This is a genomic window from Flavobacterium sp. AK-345 (assembly GCF_058310175.1).
The window spans coordinates 39,903-61,721 of the sequence record NZ_JBZEER010000013.1; the positions used below are offsets into that span (position 1 = coordinate 39,903).

The window sequence follows — 21,819 nt, forward strand, 5'->3', positions numbered from 1 at the left end:
CCAGGATGAAAATTAGAAATGCTTTTTTTAGTCTTGTTCTGCTTTTTAGTCTGTGTAATTATGGACAAAATAAAGCGCAGAATCCGATCATTTTTGCCGATGTTCCTGATATGTCCATCATTCGTGTAAACGATATTTATTACATGAGCAGTACGACAATGCACATGAATCCCGGTGTTCCCATTATGAAATCTACTGATTTAGTCAATTGGAAAATAATCAATTACGCCTATCAAACATTAGAAGATGATAACGATAAACTAAATCTTGATAATGGAAAAAATGATTACGGAAGAGGTTCGTGGGCGAGCAGTCTCAATTATCATAATGGTATTTATTATGTCAGCACTTTTTCTGGAACGACGGGTAAAACCTATATTTTTTCGACAAAAGATATAGAAAAAGGACCGTGGAAACGAACCGTTTTAAATAATTCCTATCACGATCATTCTATTTTTTTTGATGATGATGGAAAGGTTTATATGGTTTGGGGAGCAGGAAAACTGCAGATTGTCGAGTTAAATTCAGATTTATCAGCTGTAAAAGAAGAAACAAAAAAAGTCCTGATAGAAAATGCCAGTGCACCTGCGGGAAACAATATTATGCTGCAATCTGAAGGTTCACAGCTTTTTAAAATCAAAGGAAAATATTATATGTTTAATATCGTCTGGCCAAAAGACGGAATGAGAACGGTAATTATACACAGAGCAGATAAAATTTCGGGTCCGTGGGAAGGAAAAGTGGGATTACAGGATTTAGGTGTTGCGCAAGGCGGACTTATCGATACACCAGATGGAAAATGGTTCTCTTATCTGTTCAGGGATTTTGGTGGTGTGGGGAGAATTCCTTATTTGGTTCCTGTTCAATGGGAAAAGGACTGGCCAATTTTAGGCGAAAATAATAAAGTGCCAGAAAATCTCGATTTACCAACAAGCAAAGGTTTGATTCCAGGAATTGTAAACTCCGATGATTTTAACCGAAAAAAAAATGATCCCGATTTGCCTTTGGTCTGGCAATGGAATCATAATCCGGATCATTCGCTTTGGTCGGTAAAAGAAAGAAAAGGTTTTTTAAGACTGAAAACCGCAAGAATCGACAGCAGTTTCGTTCAGGCAAAAAATACTTTAACGCAAAGAACTTTTGGACCTGAAAGTACAGGAACTATTCTTGTTGAGGTTTCTAAAATGAAAGAAGGCGACTTTGCAGGACTTTCGTTATTGCAAAAAGAGTACGGATTGATTGGTGTAAAAGCCGAAAAAGATGCTAAGAAAATCGTTATGATTGAAACGCTAAAAGATATTCCAACAGAAATAGAAAGCGTTCCATTAACGCAGGATAAAATTTATTTCAAGGCAGAATGCAACTTTAAAGATAAGGCAGATCAAGGTCAGTTTTTTTACAGTTTAGATGGTAAAAAATGGATCAGTATTGGAAAAAAAATAAAACTGCCTTATACGCTTCCTCATTTTATGGGGTATCGATTTGGGTTGTTCAATTACGCAACAAAAAATGTGGGAGGCTTTGTTGATTTTGATTATTTCCATATTGAAGATAAAATTTCAAAGAATAATTAGTCGATTTAGCGTCGTAAAATATTCATCACATAATTCAGAAAATCATGAAAATTAGTTGTCTGTTTATCATAAGTTTTGTTTGTGTTTTTAATGCAAACGCTCAACAATACAGTTTTAAGGATGCATCTTTAAGTTCAACAGAACGTGCAAAAGATTTAATTTCAAAATTAACACTTGAAGAAAAAGCGGCGTTAATGTGTGATCAAAGTGATCCGATACCGAGACTCGGGATTAAAAAATTCAATTGGTGGAGTGAAGCACTGCACGGTTACGCAAATAACGATAATGTTACTGTTTTTCCTGAGCCTATTGGTATGGCGGCTTCATTTGACGATCAGTTGGTGTATAATGTTTTTAATGCAGTTTCTGATGAAGCCCGTGCAAAATACAACCAATGGATTCAGGGCGGCAATGAAAACAAACGCTTTTTAAGTCTTTCAGTCTGGACACCAAACGTCAATATTTTCAGGGATCCGCGTTGGGGACGTGGGCAGGAAACGTATGGTGAAGATCCGTATTTAACTTCCCGAATGGGAATTTCAGTTGTGAAAGGATTACAAGGTCCGGCAGATGCTAAATACCGCAAACTTTTGGCCTGCGCCAAACATTTTGCTGTGCATTCTGGTCCCGAATGGAGCCGACACGAACTGAATTTGAATAATATAGATCCACGTGAATTATACGAAACCTATTTGCCAGCCTTTAAAGCATTGGTACAAGATGCCGATGTGCGTCAGGTTATGTGTGCGTATCAGCGATTGGATGATGAACCTTGCTGCAGCAACACTCGTTTACTGCAGCGCATTTTGCGAGATGAATGGGGTTTTAAATACCTTGTAGTTTCAGATTGCGGTGCCGTTACAGATTTTTACACCACACATAAAGTATCGTCAGATGCAACGCATGCGGCGTCAAAAGCAGTTCTCGCAGGTACAGATGTAGAATGTGTCTGGGAGAAATATCCGTTTAAAAACCTGCCGGAAGCGGTTGAGAAAGACTTAATAAAAGAAGCCGATATTGATAAAAGTCTGCTTCGTGTTTTAACAGGCCGTTTTGATTTAGGCGAAATGGATGATGACGCCATCGTGCCGTGGGCGCAAATTCCGGCTTCTGTTCTTAACAGCAAAGAAAATCAGCAATTAGCGCTCGAAATGGCGCAAAAATCCATGACGCTTTTGCAGAATAAAAACAATATTCTCCCTTTAAATAAAACGATAAACAAAGTAGCCGTTATTGGTCCGAATGCGGATAATGAACCGATGTTATGGGGAAATTACAACGGAACTCCGGTAAAAACCATCACAATTAAAACCGGTATAGAATCAAAAATTGCCGAAAATAAAATGGTTTATGATAAAGCCTGCGATTTAGTCGAAGACAAAGTAAACCAAAGTTATTTTGACCAGCTTTCGTTTGAAGGAAAAAAAGGAATGAAGGCCACCTATTGGAACAATCCAAACAGAGAAGACAACAGCGTTATCTCGCAGCAAATTGTAAATCCGATAAAAATGACAACAGCCGGACAGCATGAATTTGCTTCGGGCGTTAAATTAGAAGGATTCTCGGCAAAATATGAAACCGAATTTACAGCTAAAGAAAATGACAGTCTTGTTTTTAAAACAGGCGCTACCGGAGCTTTTGAATTATTGGTTAATGATAAATCCTTGGCAAAATATACGAATTGGAGAACGCTTCCCGGCAAAATTAAATTTGCAGTCGAAGCAGGTAAAAAATATAAAATCGAAATTCTCTATGCACAATCCAACAATTGGCAAGCGAATCTTGAATTTGATTTTGGAAAAGAACATGATATCAATTTTGCGGCTTTAATTCAAAAATTGAAAGGCATAGATACCGTAATTTTTGTAGGCGGACTTTCGACTTTATTGGAAGGCGAAGAAATGCCGGTTTCTTATCCCGGTTTTAAAGGCGGTGACAGAACCAATATCGAACTTCCTGCTGTTCAGAGAAAATGTTTGCAGGAACTAAAAGCGGCGGGCAAAAAAGTAGTTTTTGTAAACTGCTCCGGTTCTGCAATTGCCTTAACGCCGGAAACTGCAAGCTGCGATGCTATTTTACAGGCTTGGTATCCGGGAGAATCCGGTGGTCAGGCTGTCGCCGATGTTCTTTTTGGAGATTATAATCCTGCGGGAAAACTGCCTGTTTCCTTTTATAAAAATTCAGAAATCTTAGGAGATTTTGAAGATTATTCGATGAAAGGGCGTACTTACAGATATACAACAAATGTTTTGTTTCCGTTTGGTTTTGGTTTAAGCTATTCTAAATTTCAAATTGGAAAAGCGAATCTTGACAAGACCAAAATAAAAGCAAATGAAAACACGCAATTAAATTTTTCGATAAAAAACACGAGCAAACGTGAAGGAACAGAAATTGTTCAGGTTTATGTTCGAAAAGTGAATGATACTGATGGTCCTTTGAAAACACTGAAAGCTTTTAAACGAATTACCTTAAAAGCCGGCGAAAGCCAAAATGTAGCGATCGATTTACCGCCTGCTTCATTTGAATTTTACGATGCAAAAAGCATTGGAATGAATGTCACTGCTGGAGAATACGAAGTATATTACGGTACAAGTTCAGACGCTAAAGATTTAAAAATGAATAAAGTGTCAATTCAATAAAACTTATTCTGTTACCAATAAAAATAACCAATTATCAAAGTGTTATGAATTTTAAGTATGTTTTATGTTTATGTCTGTTTAGTTTTTTAAAATTAAGTGCACAATCAGTTGTAAAAAGTCCCGACGAAAAACTTAAAGTTTCTGTGTTGATCTCAAACGGAATGCCGTTGTATAGTATCACTTATAATGATAAAATATTCTTAGAAAATTCTCCACTTGGCTTAAAAACAAATGTTGGTGATTTTACAACAGGATTAAGTTTAAAATCGGAACCCAATCAAAATAAAGTAGATGAAAAATACGAACTTCCTAATATTAAGCAGCGTGAGGTACATTATGAAGCAAACGAAGCCGTATTCTCTTTCACAAAAGAAAACAAACCTGCGATTGATATAATTTTCAGAGTGAGCAATAACAATGTCGCTTTCAAATATAAAATACATCCACAAAAAGATATTATCTCTTGTGTAGTCGAGGAAGAAGCTTCTGGTTTTCTGCTGCCTCAGGGAACGACAACATTTCTTTGTCCACAAAGTAAACCCATGACAGGATATGTCAGAAGTGCGCCGAGTTATGAAACAACTTATAGTTTGGATGATGCAATGGGCAAAAACGGCATTGGCGAAGGTTATACTTTTCCGTGTCTTTTTAAAGTAAATAATAACGGCTGGGTTTTAATTTCTGAGACAGGCGTTGACGGAAATTATTGTAGCAGCAGACTAATCGGTCACGAAAAAGGATTGTACACGATTGGTTTTCCAATGGCAGGAGAAAACAACGGCAACGGAACAACTTCTCCGGGCATTGCACTTCCAGGTGAAACTCCATGGCGAACGATTACAGTAGGCGAAACGCTGAATCCAATAGTAGAAACCACGATTCCGTTTGATTTGGTTCAACCAAAATACAAAGCCTCAAAAGAATATCAATATACAAAAGGTACGTGGAGCTGGATTATGAAAATGGATAACAACACCACTTTTCCGGTACAAAAACAATACATAGATTTTAGTGCTGCTTTGGGCTATGAAACCATTTTGGTCGATGCGCTTTGGGATACACAAATTGGAAAAGATAAAATTGCCGAATTGGCGGAATACGGACGTACAAAAAACGTGGGTTTGTATTTGTGGTACAACTCAAATGGTTATTGGAACGATGCACCGCAAGGACCAAGAGGCATGATGGACAATGCAGCAATCCGTCGTCAGGAAATGGCGTGGATGAAAAGTATTGGTGTTAAAGGAATTAAAGTTGACTTTTTTGGCGGAGACAAGCAAGTCACCATGAAACTGTATGAAGATATCCTGACAGATGCTAATGATTTTGGATTAATGGTTATTTTTCACGGCTGTACATTACCAAGAGGTTGGGAGCGCATGTATCCCAATTACGCGGCAAGTGAGGCTGTTTTAGCGAGTGAAAACCTGCATTTTGGACAAGCAAGCTGTGACAATGAAGCTAAGAATGCCGCAACACATACTTTTATTAGAAATACAGTTGGCAGTATGGATTTTGGCGGAAGCGCGCTGAATAAATTTTATAATAGTGATAATATTCCCAATAAAGGTTCAAAAAGAATGACTTCTGATGTGTTTGCTTTGGCGACAGCAGTTCTTTTTCAGAGTGGTGTTCAGCATTTTGCCTTGGCGCCTAATAATTTAAATGATGCTCCGGATTGGGCAATTAATTTTATGAAAGAAGTTCCAACAACCTGGGATGAAGTTCGTTTTCTGGACGGATATCCGGGTAAATATGTCGTTTTTGCACGCCGAAAAGAAAATAAATGGTACATAGCAGGCATAAATGCCCAAAAAGAAAGAATAAAGCTAAAACTAAAACTGCCAATGATTGCTTCCGGAACAGCATTAAAACATTATTCTGATGATGAAAAACTAAATGGAAAAGCAGCAACAATTAAACTTAAAAATAATCAGGAAGTTGAAATAAAAATTCCTAATAACGGCGGTGTATTATTAGTGAATTAATTAGAATACATGAATCTGGATAAAGGGATTAATTTCATTGGGAAGTTCCTGCAAAAAATAGCCGGAACTTCCCAATAAAAAAAAATATAATATGTGAGATGATTTACTTATTTTACCGTTATTGCTAAAGTTGGTACAGAGACTGTACCTGTCGCTCCGGAATTACGCTGTACAGCCACTTCTATATAATCACCAGTATTTAATTCTGCCGTGGCCTGCAAGGAAAGGTTTATAATATCACCACTAATAGTACTTCTTCCATAATTTTTGTATTGTGTTAAAGGAGTGCCATTTTTAGTAACGTATGCTAAAAAAATCCCGGCTCCGGGTACCTGAATGGAAATAGTACCAGTAATTTGAAAAATTCTTTTCTTTTTTCCGGCGTAAACTAATCTGTTGTAACCGGCAGAAGTCGCATCAGTCGTAAATCTAAACAAATTTGAATATATTGTAGTAGGTGCTGTACCTGTACTTACTCCTACTTTTACAATATTACTTGGTGTAGAATTGTTCAAAGGTACATTGACTCCCACATTATTAACCGCATAATCTATTGCAAAATCGCCTACTGCATTCGCATCTGCCTCGGTGGGAATTCCCGCAGCCCTAACCGTCCAGCTGTTATTAAAGTTATAGCCTGTGTATGTTGTTGAAGATGCCGGATATGGTCTGACATAATTTGCCGGAGTAGGACCTGTAAAAACAACAGACTCTAAAACAGCATCCCCGCTGATTGTAAGACCCGGCGTAGAAACATCTAAACCGAAAGCTCCACTAGCTACATTGGAGAAACCTCCCTGTTTTTCTATCAGATTAAATGTGCCGGTAAATTTTTCATAGGTACCTCCATTATTACTAAACCAAGCCTGATTGCTCAATAGTAATTGACCAATATTATTGTAAGTAATACCATTTGTATTTCCTGAAAAATTAACGATGCTTAAAAAAACGAGTCCATAACCAGAAATGAGACCAATATTATTTGAATTGGCAATAACAGTATCTCTAAGTAAAAAGGTAGAAGTTGATGCTGCCGCATTCAAATTAAAAACAGTAGCACCCGGCGTAGTTATGGTTAGGTTTCTAATACTGCCTCCTGTTGTGCCGTCAAAAAGAACCCCCGATGTTTTTACGATTATATCTTCATTAGCATCCAGACCATCCAGATAAGCATTATTTAAATCTATAGGCAAATTAAATACAACCTGACCATTAATTTCATACAAAGTGTTTGCGGTTAAGACATATTTAGCACCTCCACCCGCCGCAAGTTCAGGAGCAAGAACAACAGCCAGGTTGTCCCCGGCTTTAATACGCTTAAAATTTGCTCTCGTAGGTGTACCGCCGCTAAGAATTGTCCAGGCCGCCGTAGTTGCATTATAATAATAAAACGATTTTACATCAGTATCATAAACCAGTAATGCATCGGCAGGTGTTACAATAGCGTTTCTTTGAGCAGTTGTCATCCTTGGAGCCAGCATACCATGTGTTGTAGAAGATATATCCAAAACAGAACTGGTATTTGGATTAGTAGTACCAATACCAACTTGTGCATTCCCAATAAAAGTTAAGAAGTAGAAAAACAGCAATAATATAATTTTAGTATTTTGTGAAGTACGTGTAGTTACCATAAATTTCTAATATTAATTAATGAAAGATTTTAAATGTTAAGCAGGCTGTTAGATTATAATTATGGATGAATTACTATTTGCCGGAATAGGAGATAATAACTTTTTGGGTAATTTTTATATTATCAGTAGTAAGGAATGTTGCAATATAAATACCAGAACTAAGCCCGGAAGTTGAAAAAGTGTAGCTCTGCTCAATTCCGATATTGTTTTTTGAAAGTACTGCTTTGCCCAAAACGTCATATAGAACAAATGATTGTATTGCTATATTATTTGGATTAAGTGCTTTTAAAACTTGATTTTTATTGTCTTGAGTGATATAAAAATTAGTCTTATTTTCTTGATTTGTTCCAAGTGTCTGGTTGGTAAAACTTATTTTAAAACGTTCTGCATACGTTCCGGGATCTACAGTAACTTCATATACCCCATTTTTAATGTCATGATAGGACATATCAAGTGCGTCATATATATAAATTTGCTGTGAACTATCAAAATCAACAATTTCGGGGATATAAAATTTAAAGGTTGTTTTTGTAGTTGCTTTTGCAGAGAGCGGAATTTTTTTTGATGCATCAAAACTAGTTCCCTGAATTACATAATTACTATTTTCTATCCAAAAAGAAACATCATTAGGAAGGCTTTCGTCTAAATTTTTAGCATCGATTCCCCTGTCAATTCCATCTGTAGCTTGAGGTGTGAATGCTAAAGCAAGTTGTCTGGTGAACTCATTATTTATAATTGTGTTAATCTTAAAATAAGAAAGAAGTACAGCTTCTTCTTTTTCAGATTCGTCTTGTGTTTTAGAAGTTGTTTTTTTTGGAATTTTTTCAAATTGTGATAAACCGCTTCCTTCTTTATAAAAAATACGATGCGAATTTCTAAAAGTTACTGTCCCATTACTAGCTCCATTTATCAAAAAGCCCTGGCCAATTGGGAGATATTTTCTTTGCACAACAGGACTTGTGCCGATTGGTGGATTATTGTTTAATGTTCCGTCACTATTATAGGATCTAAATGTTGCTGCGGTATAAATTCCATTCGAACCTAAACTAACCGGCGAATATGCGGCATATCCTCCTCGATATGCAGAGAGAAAATGAGAATTTACATTTTTGTCCTGTTGCCAAAAATACGCAATACCAGTTGAAGCATTATTTGTTGGATCTAACAGAAAAGCATTTAGATGTAAAGCTGATGGATAAGGATTTCCGGTTAGGGTTGCATTGTTGGTACCAACAGTAACGGCGATATTTCCGTCATTAGGTTTTCCTCTAAAATCATATCTTTGCGCGCCTGTACCAGGATTGTTTACAATACCGGTTCCTTCAGGATCTGTATTATCTGAACCGCTGGTTCCTTTCATCGTAAATCCCTCTCCGGGAGCAATTGTTGTAGCACTTCCCACCTGAACCCATTGCGAGTATTTATTGGCATTTGTTAATTTATAAATCCAATGTGAGGCTATTGCTAACGGATTGGCTGTTCCATTATAACTCCCAATGGGCAGTATCGCAGCATTTGTAGAAGCGATCGATGTAGAAGGTCGATATAATAAAGTGATTCCGAAATTATTATTAACAGAAGACGCAATATTATTTCCAACGGGTGAACACCAGTAATTGTAGTCAAAATTATCAGAAGTTCCCTCCTGATAAACCGATAAAATTCCAGTTCCGGTATTGGTAGAAGATCCGGATGTACCTTGTACGAATTGAGAATTATTTCTCAAATAAAGATTGGAGTTAGCTGCCAAATTTATATTTTGACCAACATAAAGCACTTGGTTTTTCACATAAACAGGTGTGTTTGCACCTACATATATTTGAGCAAAACTCTGAACTGAAATCACAATTGATAGTAAGTATATTTTTCTTTTCATTGGCCACAATTTTTGTAGATTAATTAATGGTGTTTTCCATGGGATGATACATTTTTATTTTAATTCATCTTTTTATTTTGTCTCTAAAAATGAAATAGAAGCCAAGATAAATTGCTGTGACTAATAAAATAATATCTATGCTATTTATGGAGACTGCCGGTGGATCTGGCAATCCCGGTGGTGGAGGGGTATTCTGAGCAAGGCATATAGAGGAAATTAACATTATAAAGAGCGTATATCTTTTCATAAGAGACTAATTATTATGATGGTAGATTAATTTATTTGGGATCATTAATACAGTGTAATAACATCTGATAAGAACGTTGTAAATTATGTAGTTTATTTTTGTACAAGTTTTACTACTTGCAAATAAATATTTTCGGACATTTTTTTTCTTATATAATTTTCCTCAAAAGTTTCATAATTTCTATTTAAGAAAAATATGTAGTTACTTCTAGCTCATTTGTATATTCAAAAAGCTACAATCAAAAAAGGGTACTTCGAAAAAACGGTGGTGGAAATGCAGAATCTTCTGGAGATTCTACTTAGGGAAATTTTAATTGAGACAACAATGTCATTTGAGGAGTTGTTGTTACGTCTTTATATAATGTGTTTTAAATCAACACTTTTATGCTGTGGGTTTATTCTAATTGAAATCCTAATGAGCAATTCAATTTGTGTTTTCATTGGCAGGTACCAGAACAGAATCCATAAATTTTGCTGTTATGATAGTTCCTTCCTCGTCTTCCCATTGTGTAATAATATTTTCAATTAGCTCTGGCTCAAAGCCTATTACCTTCATTACAGGACCTCCAAATTCCTGTTTAACTTCCTGTCCTTTTTTAAATTTGGTATTCATAATTGTTGTATTAGATTTCTGTATTTACTTTACAAATATCTAAATACAGCTGCTTTTTAATGTTATATCTTTTAATGCTGATCTTATAAAATTAAAGTCGTGGATATAAATAAGCACTCAAATAAAGTAGTGTTTTTTTTATCTAAAAAAATATGCACAAAATTCTTAAGCTGGATTTTTGTGTACGTAAAAACGTACTTTACTACTCCTTGTGACAGTTATTATTTATCAACTTTGTGATGTTAATTGCTAATAGCGTCACAAACCTGACGTGATTTAGAATAATCAGAAAAAATATAAATGCAATAGCAAGTTCAGCACAATTGCAGGAACGATATAATTACTACCTATTTATTTACTAACCCTTTAACCTTTAAAAAAATGAAAAAAATCTTAAAATTGACAAGTATGCTATTTATTACAGCATTATTATTTAATTCCTGTGAAAAGGAAGAAAATTTAGATGTACCACAAAGCGTTAACAAAGATGTGATACAAAGTAAAAACAAAGACACGCCGGAAAGTACCAACAAAGATGCCGCTTCACTTGTTGCTGCGCTAGGCAGTGCCGGAGCCAGAACAATTACATTGAAAACAAATACACTAACATGTCCAGGTGGTTTGTGTACATCGTATGGCGTCTGGTCAGAAGGCGTTTACACCGTTTGGTTTACTATGAAATTTAATTCCGGATTTTATTGGAGCAGAGGCGGTAAATGCGGATATGGAATACTAATTGGTGACCAGAATACCGGAGGCGACCCAGGATGGGATGGCAATGGCGGTAGTGCCAGATTTATGTGGTATTGCCCGAATGGATCAAACACTGCGAAAGGAAGCGGAGCTTATCTCCAGCCTTATGTTTACTATAAAGATCAGCCCGGACAATATGGGAATGATTTTGGAAAAAAGTACTACATACAAGAAGGAGTGACGTATAACTGTCAGATATCTGTTAAGTTAAATACTGGATCAAATACAAATGGATATGTCAAATATTATGTAAATGGTACAGAAATATTGAATCAAACAATTCGTTGGGTAACTAACGATTCTAAGCGAAATGTTAATGCAGTAAGTCTTCATACCTTCCGTGGCGGCAGTCAGGAATATTGGAAAGCCCCTGTAACAAGCTCTATTTATTATGGCAGTGCGTCTTGGGATGCTCAATAATATTTATATGCTAATAAATTAAATATTTTGCAACGAAAGGCTGTCTTTTAAAGACAGCCTTTTTTTATTATAATTCTTTCCTTACCGGTTAGGTTAGACAGTACTTCGGAAGTTTATGAAAAAATAATACTGAAAAACTTCTTTTTTAAAAGAAAGATTCTATTTTTGTATCGATCAATACAAAATAACAAAATGAGAGGAAGACCTACGATTTTTAAGGAGAAAGAGTTGCTGGAAAAGGCACAGCACATTTTCTGGGAGAAAGGGTACACAGCCACTTCACTTGAAGATTTGTTAAAAGCCATGCAGATCGGAAGCGGCAGTTTTTATAACACTTTCAAAGGAGGCAAAAAGGAGTTGTTTTCCAGGGCTATTCAACAGCGCAGAGAAGCTTTTTCCGAGTTTAAAGCCATCGTTGATGCAAGCACAGCGCCACTTGAAGTGATTAAAGATTTTTACCGCTCACTGGCACATGCCGACAAACAGACTCATTTGCAGGGCTGCCTGATTGCAAATACTGTTACGGAAATGACTTTTGTTGATCAGTCACTCGAGGAAGAAGCGGTTAGGGTTTTAAAAGAAGTGGAACAGATGTATATTAATGTTATTGAAAAAGCCCAAAGGGACGGAACCATGAAAAACAATACCAGCGCTGAGATCCTGGGGCGTTACTTAATTACCTTCTGGTGCGGATTTAATGTAACAAGGCGTATGTATCCCGATAATGCAATTCTTAAAGCACAAATAGAAATGCAGCTTAGTATATTGACCTAAGCTTTTTTTTTACACATTTTTGTAGTAATCAATACAAAATAAATAGAAAAATAGAAAATTAGTTTATTCAAAAAATAAAGAAATAAACAGCTCTTTTTCTTTGAATTATTTTTGTAGTAATCAATACAATAATCAATATAAAATGGATTTACAATTACAATCAAAAATCGCTTTTATCAGCGGTTCAACTCAAGGAATCGGTTATGCCATTGCCCGCCAGCTTTTTAATGAGGGGGCCACTGTTATCATAAACGGTCGAAATCAGGCTAAAATAGAGGATGCTCTTCAAAAACTCAGGCAGGAAATACCTCAGGCAGAAGTGTCGGGTATAGCGGCTGATTTTTCAAATGTAGAGCAGGTCAATGCTTTAATAGATGCTTTGCCACAGGTAGATATTCTGATCAACAATGTTGGAGTTTTTGAACTAAAAGCTTTTACGGAAATTACAGATGAGCAGTGGTTATCTATTTTCGAAATTAATGTTATGAGCAGTATTAGGCTCTCAAGGGCATTATTTCCAAAAATGATAGAAAGAGGCTGGGGCAGAGTCCTGTTTATCAGTAGTGAATCCGGAGTTAATATTCCGGAAAACATGATCCATTACGGAATGACCAAAACCGCTTTGCTTTCCATTAGCAACGGTCTTTCTAAACTCACCAAAGATACTCAGGTTACTGTTAATTCTATTTTAGGAGGCCCTACTTATTCTGATGGTGTGGCAGAGGTTGTCTCGCAGATTGCCCAGGCACAGCAATTATCAGAGGAGCAAATGAAAGAACTTATTATACAAAATACCAATCCAACCTCGCTTCTACAGCGTTTTATTACCCCTTCAGAAATAGCAAACATGGCAGTATATCTCTGCAGTCCTTTAGCTTCTGCAACCAACGGAGCCATTACACGAGTAGATGGCGGTGTGCTCACCACGCTATAATAATTTAATGAATTAATAATAGTAATAGTAAAGCTCCTGCTGTGAGGCTGGAGCTTTTTCTGTTTATTGAAATCCTTTATATTTTTAAAATTTATAATTTATTTGAGCTGCTGCATACGGTGAAAAATCAAAATAGGAACTTTCTTTATCTTTAAAAAAGCTTTTGAGGTTTCGATCCTGAAAATAAGCAAATCGTACGGCATTGACACCAAGTGTAATAGGTAAGGAGATATTCTTATTTATTTTGATTTCAGGCCTTAATCCTGCGACAGCATACTGATGTGTAAAAATCACATTTTTACCGTCTTTTTTAAGCAAAGCCATCTGACCATTCATTTCTGTAATTAGATGTAAATCAAATGTTTTATTAAAATTGTATCCGGCTGAAGCCTGAATTCCATTTAGCATTGAAAACTTAAAAGTATATTTTCCTTCTGAGTTGTAATTTACATATAGAGCAGGAAAAAGCATTGGGTATCCAAGAGTATTTGTCAGGGCAAGTCCTGCACCAAGATCCAGTTTAGGGTTAATTTTTTTTACAAAAATAACACCACCATTGCCCAGAATACTATTGGCATTTACTTTAGAAATTTGGGTTTCGCTGGTGTAAATTCCCGCACCGGCAAAAGCAATAAGTGACCATTTTTGACTCAATTGGCGAATGTTAACAACCGACAACTGAACGTTGGTAATATGGGATAAAACCAAGTCCTTAGTAAAATTTTTGTTGTCAAGCGAAGCATGATCGCCGGATAAATTAAGAACCCATGTTGATGCAAGGCTGTCCTTATTTATTTTTATAGCAAGAGGAATATTGGCAATTCCGCTATAAACCATAGCAGAGCCTTTACTATTGCCGACTTTTTCCCCATCGTTATTTTTATAGTTTGATGTACCAAAATATTCGGTTTTAAAAGATACTTGTGCTCTTGATTTTACATTCATAAGTAAAAAAAGTAATGCCGCTAAAATTAATGTTGTTTTCATGATATGGATTTGTTTCTAAAAATTTCGGAACAAAACTATATTTTTACTTCAATGCTCTTTTTTGCTTTTGACAAGTGGTCGTTTTTTGTTGACCAACGGTTTTCTATTGCCGATTAGAAAAAGGTATTTTTGTAAAAAAATAAAACAAGCCATGTTTACTGTAAAAAAAGCAGATTACGTTTTTTGGATTTTTATGTTCCTGATGACTTTATTGCAATTGTCCGATGACTTGTCATTTTTGGGCGGTGTTTTGTTTTCACTATCCATCACATTAACATTGAGAATACATGTGCTGTGTGTGATAAACAGGCTGGCAAAAAGGTATTTGAATAGTGAAAGTTCCATAAAATTCATTCTATATGCTTTGTTTGCCAGTGTGCTAACAGCTGTAATTTTGACATTTGAAGGCTGTTTAATTGTGGGAGCAATTCCCTCTGAGAGGCTCGTAATGCCCAATGACATGCTGTCTTTATTTTTCGGAATGCTGATGGTAAGTATTTTGATCTCCGGAGGGAGTTATTCAATAGAGTTATTCAAGCAGAACGTAGAATCTGAAAAACTTCATCAGGAGTTGAAAAATAGTGTTTTAGAAAACGAAATTGATAACCTGCGAACGCAATTAAGTCCGCATTTTACCTTTAATATCTTAAACAATCTGCAATTTTTAATTCGAAAGGATAAAGAGGAAGCTCTCGAACTGCTTTCCAGATACAGTAAAATACTGCAGTATTATGTTTACGAATCACAAAACAAATGGATAAAGCTAGATGACGAAATTTCTTTTTTGAAGCATTATTTTGAATTAGAAAAAGATAGATCCGGTGAAGATTTGCAGATTTCCTTTCAATGTAATATTGCAGAAAATCACTTAATGATCATTCCGTTTCTCTTATCGACTTTCATTGAAAATGCCTTTAAACATGTTTCTGATTTTGCTGATAAAACCAATTACATACACTTGCACATCTATTTGGAAAATGAAAATAACCTGTTCCTGAAAATAGAAAACACGGCCAATTCAGCATCAGACAATAAAAAAGCAAAAGGTGTCGGGCTAAAATATGTTAAGAAGAGACTGGATCTTTCTTATCCGGGTAATTATAGTCTGGATATTAAGAGGGAAGAAAATAAATACAGAGTAGAACTCCAAATAAATCTGAATAGGTAATGACATGTATAGTAATAGATGACGAGCGCATTGCCCGCGAAGGATTGAGTGAATTCATCAAAGAATTTGATTTTTTGGAAAACAGAGGTTCGTTTTCAAATGCGCATCAGGCAATGGAAAAATTAAAAAGTGAAACCATCGACCTGATATTTCTGGATATACAAATGCCTTTTTTAAACGGATTGGAGTTTGCAAAAATGATAGCAGATAAGCCCTCGATGATTGTTTTTACAACTGCTTACTCCGAATATGCTTTGAAAGGATACAAGGTAAATGCGGTAGATTATTTACTCAAACCTATCTTTTTTGAAGATTTTAAAGCCTCTGTTTTTAAGGCAAAAAAGATGTATGATTTAATGTTTCATCAGGAAAACACAGTTAAGCCTTTGTTCTTCAAAGAAAATGGAGTTTTTTTTAAAGTAATACCCACTCAAATTTTATATGTCAAGAGTATGCAGAATTATGTCGAAATACATCTTGAAAACCACAAACGAATAATTGTACACCATACTTTAAAGAGTATTTTGGACCAGTTGCCTCAGGAGGATTTTTTACAAATTCATAAATCCTATATCGTCAATACAAAATATATTACCCATATAGATGGTAGTACTTTATATCTGAATGAAATCAGTTTGCCCATTGCCAGAAATAGAAAGGAAGCTATTTTGGGTATTTTTCTTCCGCGCTAGGGCTCATTTTTTTTATGGATGCAGGAAGATATTCATTGGATCATAGATATTACTGATCGTAAAAGAAAAGTTATATAAAGAAATCAATTAAATTTATATAGTAATTTAAAGGACATTTTTACATTCAAAATAATAGCCTTGATGATCCTTAAATTAGACTTTTCACAATAGTTAGAAAACTAAAATCCTCAAAGTATGAACTACTCACAATTAGCATTTACGGATGCCATAAAAAAAATACAGGAAGAAGTTGGAAGCAGAAGTACTTATGACCGTATGGAAAAAATGTCGGTTGTTGATGGACTTACAGATAACGAAATTAATTTTATTGGTGATAGGGATAGTTTTTATATGGCCAGTTTTGGAGAAAATGAATATCCATACATTCAACACCGTGGCGGACCGGCAGGATTTATTAAGGTAATAGATAATAAAACAATCGGAATTGTAGATTTTGTAGGAAACAGACAATATATTTCGACAGGTAATATTTCTAAAAATGAAAATGTAGCTTTAATACTGCTATCATATCCACAAAGAGCAAGGCTAAAGATTTATGCACATGCAAAAATTGTTGATTTAAATGAAAATGAAGAATTATATAATCTTTTGAAACCAACAGATTACAAATTTAAACCAGAAAGAATGATGATTTTTGAAATTCAGGCATACGACTGGAATTGTCCACAGCATATAACACCTCGTTACACAACAGAAGAGATAGAAGAAGCTTTATTACCACAAAGAGAATACATTAAAAACCTAGAAAATAAGATAAAAGAGCTTGAATCAAAATTGTCAAATAAATAATGTTACAATACTTGTTTAATAATCCTGATCTTATGATTGTTAAAGAATTAAATATCTTAAATTAGTAGTACATTTTTATTGAAAAGCCTGATTACAAAATAATTTATTGAATATGGAAAATTTAAAAGTATCCCAGACTGCTATTGACGGTCTGTTTGTGGAGGAAAACTTAATTCCTCAGGAATATCAGATTTCTGAAATTCATCAGCGTGAATATTTATTAGATGGGAAGTTAGTTCCCTGGAATGGTGAGGTTACCGAAGTTTTTTCACCGGTTTTTATTCCTGGTCCCGATGGACTTAAGCGCAAGTTGGTAGGAACAATTCCGCATACTTCTGCCAAAGAAGCTTTAGTTTCTCTGGATGCAGCAGTTGCGGCTTATGATAACGGACAAGGAGTCTGGCCAACTATGAGTGTTGAAGACAGAATTAAATGTATGCAGAAATTTGTATACCTAATGATCCAACAACGTGAGTTAGTTATTAAATTATTGATGTGGGAAATCGGAAAAAGCCTTCCGGATTCAACAAAGGAATTTGACAGAACAGTAGAATATATAAATGCTACTATCGATGCACTAAAAGATCTGGACAGACAATCATCAAGATTTGAGGAAGCAGAAGGTGTGCTGGCTCAAATTCGCAGATCTTCATTGGGAGTTGTTCTAAGTATGGGACCATTTAATTATCCTCTTAATGAAATTTTCACCACTTTGATTCCCGCTCTTATAATGGGAAATACTATTTTGTTTAAATTACCTAAACATGGAGTTTTAGCGCATTATCCTTTGCTTAATGCTTTTAAAGAAGCATTTCCTCCGGGAACGGTAAATACGCTTTACGGTAGAGGAGCTGAGATAATTTCTCCGTTAATGGAGAGTGGTAAAGTCAATGTATTGGCTTTTATAGGCTCTAGTAATGTCGCAAATGGCTTAAAGAAATTGCATCCAAAAGCAAACAGACTAAGATCTATTTTAAGTCTTGACGCCAAAAATGCAGCAATTGTCACCAAACACGCCGATATTGACGTGGCAGTAAGTGAATGCCTTTTAGGATCGTTATCATTTAACGGACAACGTTGTACGGCATTAAAACTAATTTTTGTACAAAAAGAAATCGCAGATGAGTTTGTTAAAAAATTAAGTGATGCTGTAGCAGCTCTTAAACCGGGACTTCCGTGGGAAAAAGATGTTAAAATAACACCACTTCCTGAATTTGACAAGCCGGCTTATCTTAAAACTTGTTTAGACGATGCTTTGGCAAATGGAGCAAAAATCATAAATGAGAATGGCGGTTATTCTAATCATTCACTTGTTTTTCCTGCTGTTGTATATCCTGTAAATGATAAAATGAAATTGTATCATGAAGAGCAATTTGGACCCATAATTCCGGTTGTACCTTTTGATTCTATAGACGAACCTATAGACTATCAGATTAATGCCTCTCACGGTATGCAGGTTAGTATTTTTAGCGAAGACCCAAAAGAAGTTTCAAGCCTTATTGATCCGTTTGTTAATCTGGTAAGCCGCGTTAATATTAATTGTCTTTCACAGCGCGGACCGGATGTATTTCCTTTTACAGGAAGAAAAGACAGCGCAGAAGGAACTTTATCAATATCTGATGCTTTGCGATCTTTTTCAATACGTTCGCTTGTGGCGACTAAATCTACAGATGCAAATAAAAAATTATTTAATTCTATTATAAGGGATCATGATTCTAATTTTCTAAGTACAGATTATATATTTTAGAATTTAGACAACAAACTATATTAGTTGGTTATAAAACAAAGGCTGCAATAATTGCAGCCTTTGTTTTTTTAATTGCTTATAATTTTTATTCCGCTGCTTGAAGAAATTGTCTTAAAACATACTGTAATATTCCATCGTTTCTGTAATATTCAATTTCAATTTTTGAATCCAGTCTTGCAATAACATCAAAGCTAATCACTTCACCATTTTCTTTTTGAGCGGTTACTTGTAGCTCTTTTAAAGGTTTTATATCCTGTGCGATTCCGGATATAGAAAAAGTTTCCGTTCCGGTAAGTCCAAGACTTAAAGCATTTTCTCCATTTTTATATTGTAAAGGCAGAACTCCCATACCAACTAAATTGCTTCGGTGAATACGTTCGTAGCTTTCAGCAAGTACAGCTTTTACCCCCAATAAAAAAGTTCCTTTTGCGGCCCAGTCTCTTGATGATCCGCTGCCGTATTCTTTTCCTGCAAGGATGATTAACGGAGTATTAGCGGCTTTATATTGTATCGAGGCATCATAAACACTCATTTCTTCACCTGTTGGAAGATATTTAGTATACCCGCCTTCTTTATCTGCCAAAGCATTTTTAATACGCACATTGGCAAAGGTTCCTCTAACCATAACTTCATCATGACCACGACGGGAACCGTAAGAATTGAAATCGGCTTTTTCAACATTTCGGCCCAATAAATATTTGCCGGCTGCAGAATTTTCATTAAAAGAACCCGCAGGTGAAATGTGGTCTGTCGTAATACTGTCTCCAAGTACTAATAAAGTACGGGCATTTTCAATATCTTGTAATTCTTTTGGAAATTCGGTAAGATTTTTAAAAAATGGAGCTTCCTTAATGTACGTAGACTGATCATCCCAGGCATATATTTTTTGTTCCGGTATTTTTAATTTTTGCCATGTTTCGTTTCCGTCAAAAATAGTTTCATAACTTTTAGCAAATTGTTTAGGAGATAAAACATCGCTTAAAACCTGATGGATTTCATCATCTGTTGGCCAGATATCTTTCAGGTAAACCGGCAGCTGATTTGGATCAAAACTTACAGGTTCATTCATTAAGTCAATATCTACTTTGCCTGCAAGTGCAAAAACGACTACAAGCATGGGCGACATTAAAAAATTCATTTTAATCTGAGGATGAATTCTCGCCTCAAAATTTCGATTACCAGATAAAACAGATGCCAAAACAAGGTCGTGGTCTTCAATAGCTTTGGCAATATGGGCAGGCAAAGGACCTGAATTACCAATGCAGGAAGTACATCCGTAGCCCACAACGTGAAATTTTAAAGCTTCAAGATCTCCTAATAAATCTGCTTTGGCAAGATAGTCGGTTACTACTTTTGAGCCTGGCGCAAGTGAAGTTTTTACCCACGGCTTTACGCTAAGCCCTCTTTCTCTGGCTTTTTTGGCAACAAGTCCCGCACCAATCATTACATAAGGATTGGAAGTGTTGGTACATGATGTAATAGCAGCAATAGCAACTGCGCCATCAGAGAGCATAAATTGTTCATTGCCTAAAGTTACGGCAACGCTTTTTATACCATCTTCTACTTTTTCTTCAATTTTTGCATTCTCGGAAATTACGGCATCTCCCTGTATTGGCTGCGAACCTCCTTCGCCCGACCAACGAACAACTTGTTTTTGGGGAAGACTTTTTCTTCCAAAGCTTTTGTCGAGCATATCTACTAGAGAAGGCTGTAAATTCTTAAGCAAAATTTTATCCTGCGGTCTTTTTGGTCCCGCAATAGTAGGTTCTATAGTAGACAAATCAAGTTCAAGAATGTCGGTGTAGGTTATAGATTCATCGCCTGTTCTCCACAATAAATTAGCTTTACAATATTCTTCGACCAAATCAATCTGATCTTCAGAACGGTTGCTTAGGCGCATATATTCCAATGTTTTTTCATCAATAGGAAAGTAGGTAACAGTACAGCCAAATTCAGGAGACATATTACCAATAGTAGCACGATCAGGAACACTTAAACTGTCAAGCCCGGGACCAAATACTTCTACAAATTTACCGACAACACCATATTTTCGAAGTAGCTCTGCAATAGTAAGTACCATATCTGTGGCTGTTGAACCAAGCGGAATTTTTCCCGTAAGCTTAAGTCCGATAACCTCGGGCATAATAAAATAAATAGGCTGTCCTAAAATAGCGGCCTCGGCTTCGATACCTCCAACACCCCATGCGATTACACCTATTCCGTTTACCATTGGCGTATGACTGTCGGTTCCAACCAAAGTATCCGGAAAAATCTCTCCATTTCTTTCAATCACACCTTTAGATAAATATTCTAAATTAACCTGATGGCAGATTCCCATACCTGGAGGAACAACACTAAAATTACTAAAGGACTGCTGGGCCCATTTTAAGAATTCATAACGTTCAGAATTACGCTTGTATTCTTCTTCCATATTACTTAAGTAGGAATATTCCGTTCCAAAATAATCAACCTGTACAGAATGATCGATAACCAGGTCTACAGGAATCAATGGATTTATCATATCAGGATTTTTCCCTCTGCGCTGTGCTTCAGCCCTTAGAGAGGCAATATCCACAACAGCCGGAACTCCCGTAAAATCCTGCATAAGTACACGCGCAGGTTTAAAGGGAATATCTTTATCAGAAGCTTCTGGTTTCCAGTTCAGCAGGGTTTCGATGTTTTCTTTTGTGATGGCAAAATCATCATAATTTCGTAGTACATTTTCTAAAAGAATCCGAATAGAAAATGGCATTTTTTTAATATTAAATCCCTGGTTTTCCATCTCGGCAAGACTGTAATAAGAAAAAGTCTTGTTTTTAGAAGTTAACAGCCTTTTAATTTGATAAATGTCGTTTTGCATAATTAACAGTATTTAATTTAAAATGGTGTGATACAATTGAACGTGTAGATATACAGCTATTGATCAATTACTTTTTTGGTTCATAAACTTAAGTTTTATTGCCAAAA

The 21,819-nt window shown here is 35.7% G+C and carries 15 protein-coding genes; 10 read left to right on the plus strand and 5 right to left on the minus strand.

Annotated features, from left to right (window positions below; translation table 11 throughout):
* The first annotated feature begins 5 nt into the window (after nucleotides 1-5).
* From AC4FQ3_RS19395 to AC4FQ3_RS19405, 3 genes are read left to right on the plus strand one after another with little or no spacing between them, the layout of a single operon-like run.
* Nucleotides 6-1,574 (plus strand): glycoside hydrolase family 43 protein, encoded by a 1,569-nt coding sequence (locus AC4FQ3_RS19395; RefSeq protein ID WP_491182944.1) that lies wholly within the window; start codon nucleotides 6-8, stop codon nucleotides 1,572-1,574.
* Nucleotides 1,575-1,618: 44 nt separating this feature from the next.
* Nucleotides 1,619-4,213 (plus strand): xylan 1,4-beta-xylosidase, encoded by a 2,595-nt coding sequence (gene xyl3A, locus AC4FQ3_RS19400; protein ID WP_491182945.1) that lies wholly within the window; start codon nucleotides 1,619-1,621, stop codon nucleotides 4,211-4,213.
* 44 nt (nucleotides 4,214-4,257) lie between these two features.
* A complete protein-coding gene (locus tag AC4FQ3_RS19405) occupies nucleotides 4,258-6,201 on the plus strand; it encodes a glycoside hydrolase family 97 protein (RefSeq protein WP_491182946.1) in 1,944 nt (647 codons plus the stop codon).
* A 107-nt stretch (nucleotides 6,202-6,308) separates the two neighbouring features.
* Here the strand turns inward: AC4FQ3_RS19405 and AC4FQ3_RS19410 are convergent, their stop codons facing one another.
* The 3 genes from AC4FQ3_RS19410 to AC4FQ3_RS19420 form a co-directional block, all read right to left on the minus strand.
* A complete protein-coding gene (locus AC4FQ3_RS19410) occupies nucleotides 6,309-7,832 on the minus strand; it encodes a phage tail-like protein (RefSeq protein ID WP_491182947.1) in 1,524 nt (507 codons plus the stop codon).
* Nucleotides 7,833-7,905: 73 nt separating this feature from the next.
* Entirely contained in the window at nucleotides 7,906-9,708 is a 1,803-nt protein-coding gene (locus AC4FQ3_RS19415) for a DUF8693 domain-containing protein (RefSeq protein WP_491182948.1), read from the minus strand.
* A gap of 670 nt (nucleotides 9,709-10,378) precedes the next feature.
* Complete coding sequence (locus AC4FQ3_RS19420; RefSeq protein WP_463460502.1) at nucleotides 10,379-10,567, minus strand: hypothetical protein; 189 nt, start codon at nucleotides 10,565-10,567, stop codon at nucleotides 10,379-10,381.
* 381 nt (nucleotides 10,568-10,948) lie between these two features.
* On the opposite strand from AC4FQ3_RS19420, the gene AC4FQ3_RS19425 reads away from it, so the two are divergent.
* The 3 genes from AC4FQ3_RS19425 (at nucleotide 10,949) to AC4FQ3_RS19435 (ending at nucleotide 13,448) form a co-directional block, all read left to right on the plus strand.
* Nucleotides 10,949-11,740, plus strand: a complete 792-nt coding sequence (locus AC4FQ3_RS19425) for a polysaccharide lyase (RefSeq protein WP_491182949.1) — start codon at nucleotides 10,949-10,951, stop codon at nucleotides 11,738-11,740.
* Between the two features lie 192 nt (nucleotides 11,741-11,932).
* On the plus strand, nucleotides 11,933-12,514 hold the full coding sequence (locus AC4FQ3_RS19430) for a TetR/AcrR family transcriptional regulator (RefSeq protein ID WP_491182950.1): 582 nt from the start codon (nucleotides 11,933-11,935) through the stop codon (nucleotides 12,512-12,514).
* A gap of 100 nt (nucleotides 12,515-12,614) precedes the next feature.
* The gene (locus tag AC4FQ3_RS19435) at nucleotides 12,615-13,448 is read left to right on the plus strand and encodes an SDR family NAD(P)-dependent oxidoreductase (RefSeq protein WP_491182951.1); all 834 of its coding nucleotides are present in this window, start codon (nucleotides 12,615-12,617) and stop codon (nucleotides 13,446-13,448) included.
* 84 nt (nucleotides 13,449-13,532) lie between these two features.
* Here AC4FQ3_RS19435 and AC4FQ3_RS19440 read toward each other — a convergent pair whose 3' ends face one another.
* Nucleotides 13,533-14,435: a DUF6268 family outer membrane beta-barrel protein gene (locus AC4FQ3_RS19440; protein WP_491182952.1), complete on the minus strand. Its 903-nt coding sequence runs from the start codon at nucleotides 14,433-14,435 to the stop codon at nucleotides 13,533-13,535.
* A 151-nt stretch (nucleotides 14,436-14,586) separates the two neighbouring features.
* Here AC4FQ3_RS19440 and AC4FQ3_RS19445 point away from each other — a divergent pair, with 151 nt between their 5' ends.
* From AC4FQ3_RS19445 to AC4FQ3_RS19460, 4 genes are all read left to right on the plus strand, one after another.
* On the plus strand, nucleotides 14,587-15,603 hold the full coding sequence (locus tag AC4FQ3_RS19445; protein ID WP_491182953.1) for a sensor histidine kinase: 1,017 nt from the start codon (nucleotides 14,587-14,589) through the stop codon (nucleotides 15,601-15,603).
* Nucleotides 15,603-16,295, plus strand: a complete 693-nt coding sequence (locus AC4FQ3_RS19450; RefSeq protein ID WP_491182954.1) for a LytR/AlgR family response regulator transcription factor — start codon at nucleotides 15,603-15,605, stop codon at nucleotides 16,293-16,295. The genes AC4FQ3_RS19445 and AC4FQ3_RS19450 overlap by 1 nt, the downstream gene beginning before the upstream one ends.
* Before the next feature lie 195 nt (nucleotides 16,296-16,490).
* Complete coding sequence (locus AC4FQ3_RS19455) at nucleotides 16,491-17,105, plus strand: pyridoxamine 5'-phosphate oxidase family protein (protein WP_491182955.1); 615 nt, start codon at nucleotides 16,491-16,493, stop codon at nucleotides 17,103-17,105.
* Between the two features lie 112 nt (nucleotides 17,106-17,217).
* A complete protein-coding gene (locus AC4FQ3_RS19460) occupies nucleotides 17,218-18,852 on the plus strand; it encodes an NADP-dependent glyceraldehyde-3-phosphate dehydrogenase (protein ID WP_491182956.1) in 1,635 nt (544 codons plus the stop codon).
* A gap of 85 nt (nucleotides 18,853-18,937) precedes the next feature.
* Here the strand turns inward: AC4FQ3_RS19460 and acnA are convergent, their stop codons facing one another.
* The gene (gene acnA / locus AC4FQ3_RS19465) at nucleotides 18,938-21,712 is read right to left on the minus strand and encodes an aconitate hydratase AcnA (protein WP_491182957.1); all 2,775 of its coding nucleotides are present in this window, start codon (nucleotides 21,710-21,712) and stop codon (nucleotides 18,938-18,940) included.
* Nucleotides 21,713-21,819: the final 107 nt, after the last annotated feature.

Coding starts and splice junctions, on each gene's coding strand:
- AC4FQ3_RS19405 (WP_491182946.1), top strand. CDS start 4,258: ATGAATTTTAAGTATGTTTTATGTTTATGTCTGTTTAGTTTTTTAAAA.
- AC4FQ3_RS19440 (WP_491182952.1), bottom strand. CDS start 14,435: ATGAAAACAACATTAATTTTAGCGGCATTACTTTTTTTACTTATGAAT.
- AC4FQ3_RS19455 (WP_491182955.1), top strand. CDS start 16,491: ATGAACTACTCACAATTAGCATTTACGGATGCCATAAAAAAAATACAG.
- AC4FQ3_RS19460 (WP_491182956.1), top strand. CDS start 17,218: ATGGAAAATTTAAAAGTATCCCAGACTGCTATTGACGGTCTGTTTGTG.
- AC4FQ3_RS19420 (WP_463460502.1), bottom strand. CDS start 10,567: ATGAATACCAAATTTAAAAAAGGACAGGAAGTTAAACAGGAATTTGGA.
- AC4FQ3_RS19450 (WP_491182954.1), top strand. CDS start 15,603: ATGACATGTATAGTAATAGATGACGAGCGCATTGCCCGCGAAGGATTG.
- acnA (WP_491182957.1), bottom strand. CDS start 21,712: ATGCAAAACGACATTTATCAAATTAAAAGGCTGTTAACTTCTAAAAAC.
- AC4FQ3_RS19445 (WP_491182953.1), top strand. CDS start 14,587: ATGTTTACTGTAAAAAAAGCAGATTACGTTTTTTGGATTTTTATGTTC.
- AC4FQ3_RS19415 (WP_491182948.1), bottom strand. CDS start 9,708: ATGAAAAGAAAAATATACTTACTATCAATTGTGATTTCAGTTCAGAGT.
- AC4FQ3_RS19430 (WP_491182950.1), top strand. CDS start 11,933: ATGAGAGGAAGACCTACGATTTTTAAGGAGAAAGAGTTGCTGGAAAAG.
- xyl3A (WP_491182945.1), top strand. CDS start 1,619: ATGAAAATTAGTTGTCTGTTTATCATAAGTTTTGTTTGTGTTTTTAAT.
- AC4FQ3_RS19425 (WP_491182949.1), top strand. CDS start 10,949: ATGAAAAAAATCTTAAAATTGACAAGTATGCTATTTATTACAGCATTA.
- AC4FQ3_RS19410 (WP_491182947.1), bottom strand. CDS start 7,832: ATGGTAACTACACGTACTTCACAAAATACTAAAATTATATTATTGCTG.
- AC4FQ3_RS19395 (WP_491182944.1), top strand. CDS start 6: ATGAAAATTAGAAATGCTTTTTTTAGTCTTGTTCTGCTTTTTAGTCTG.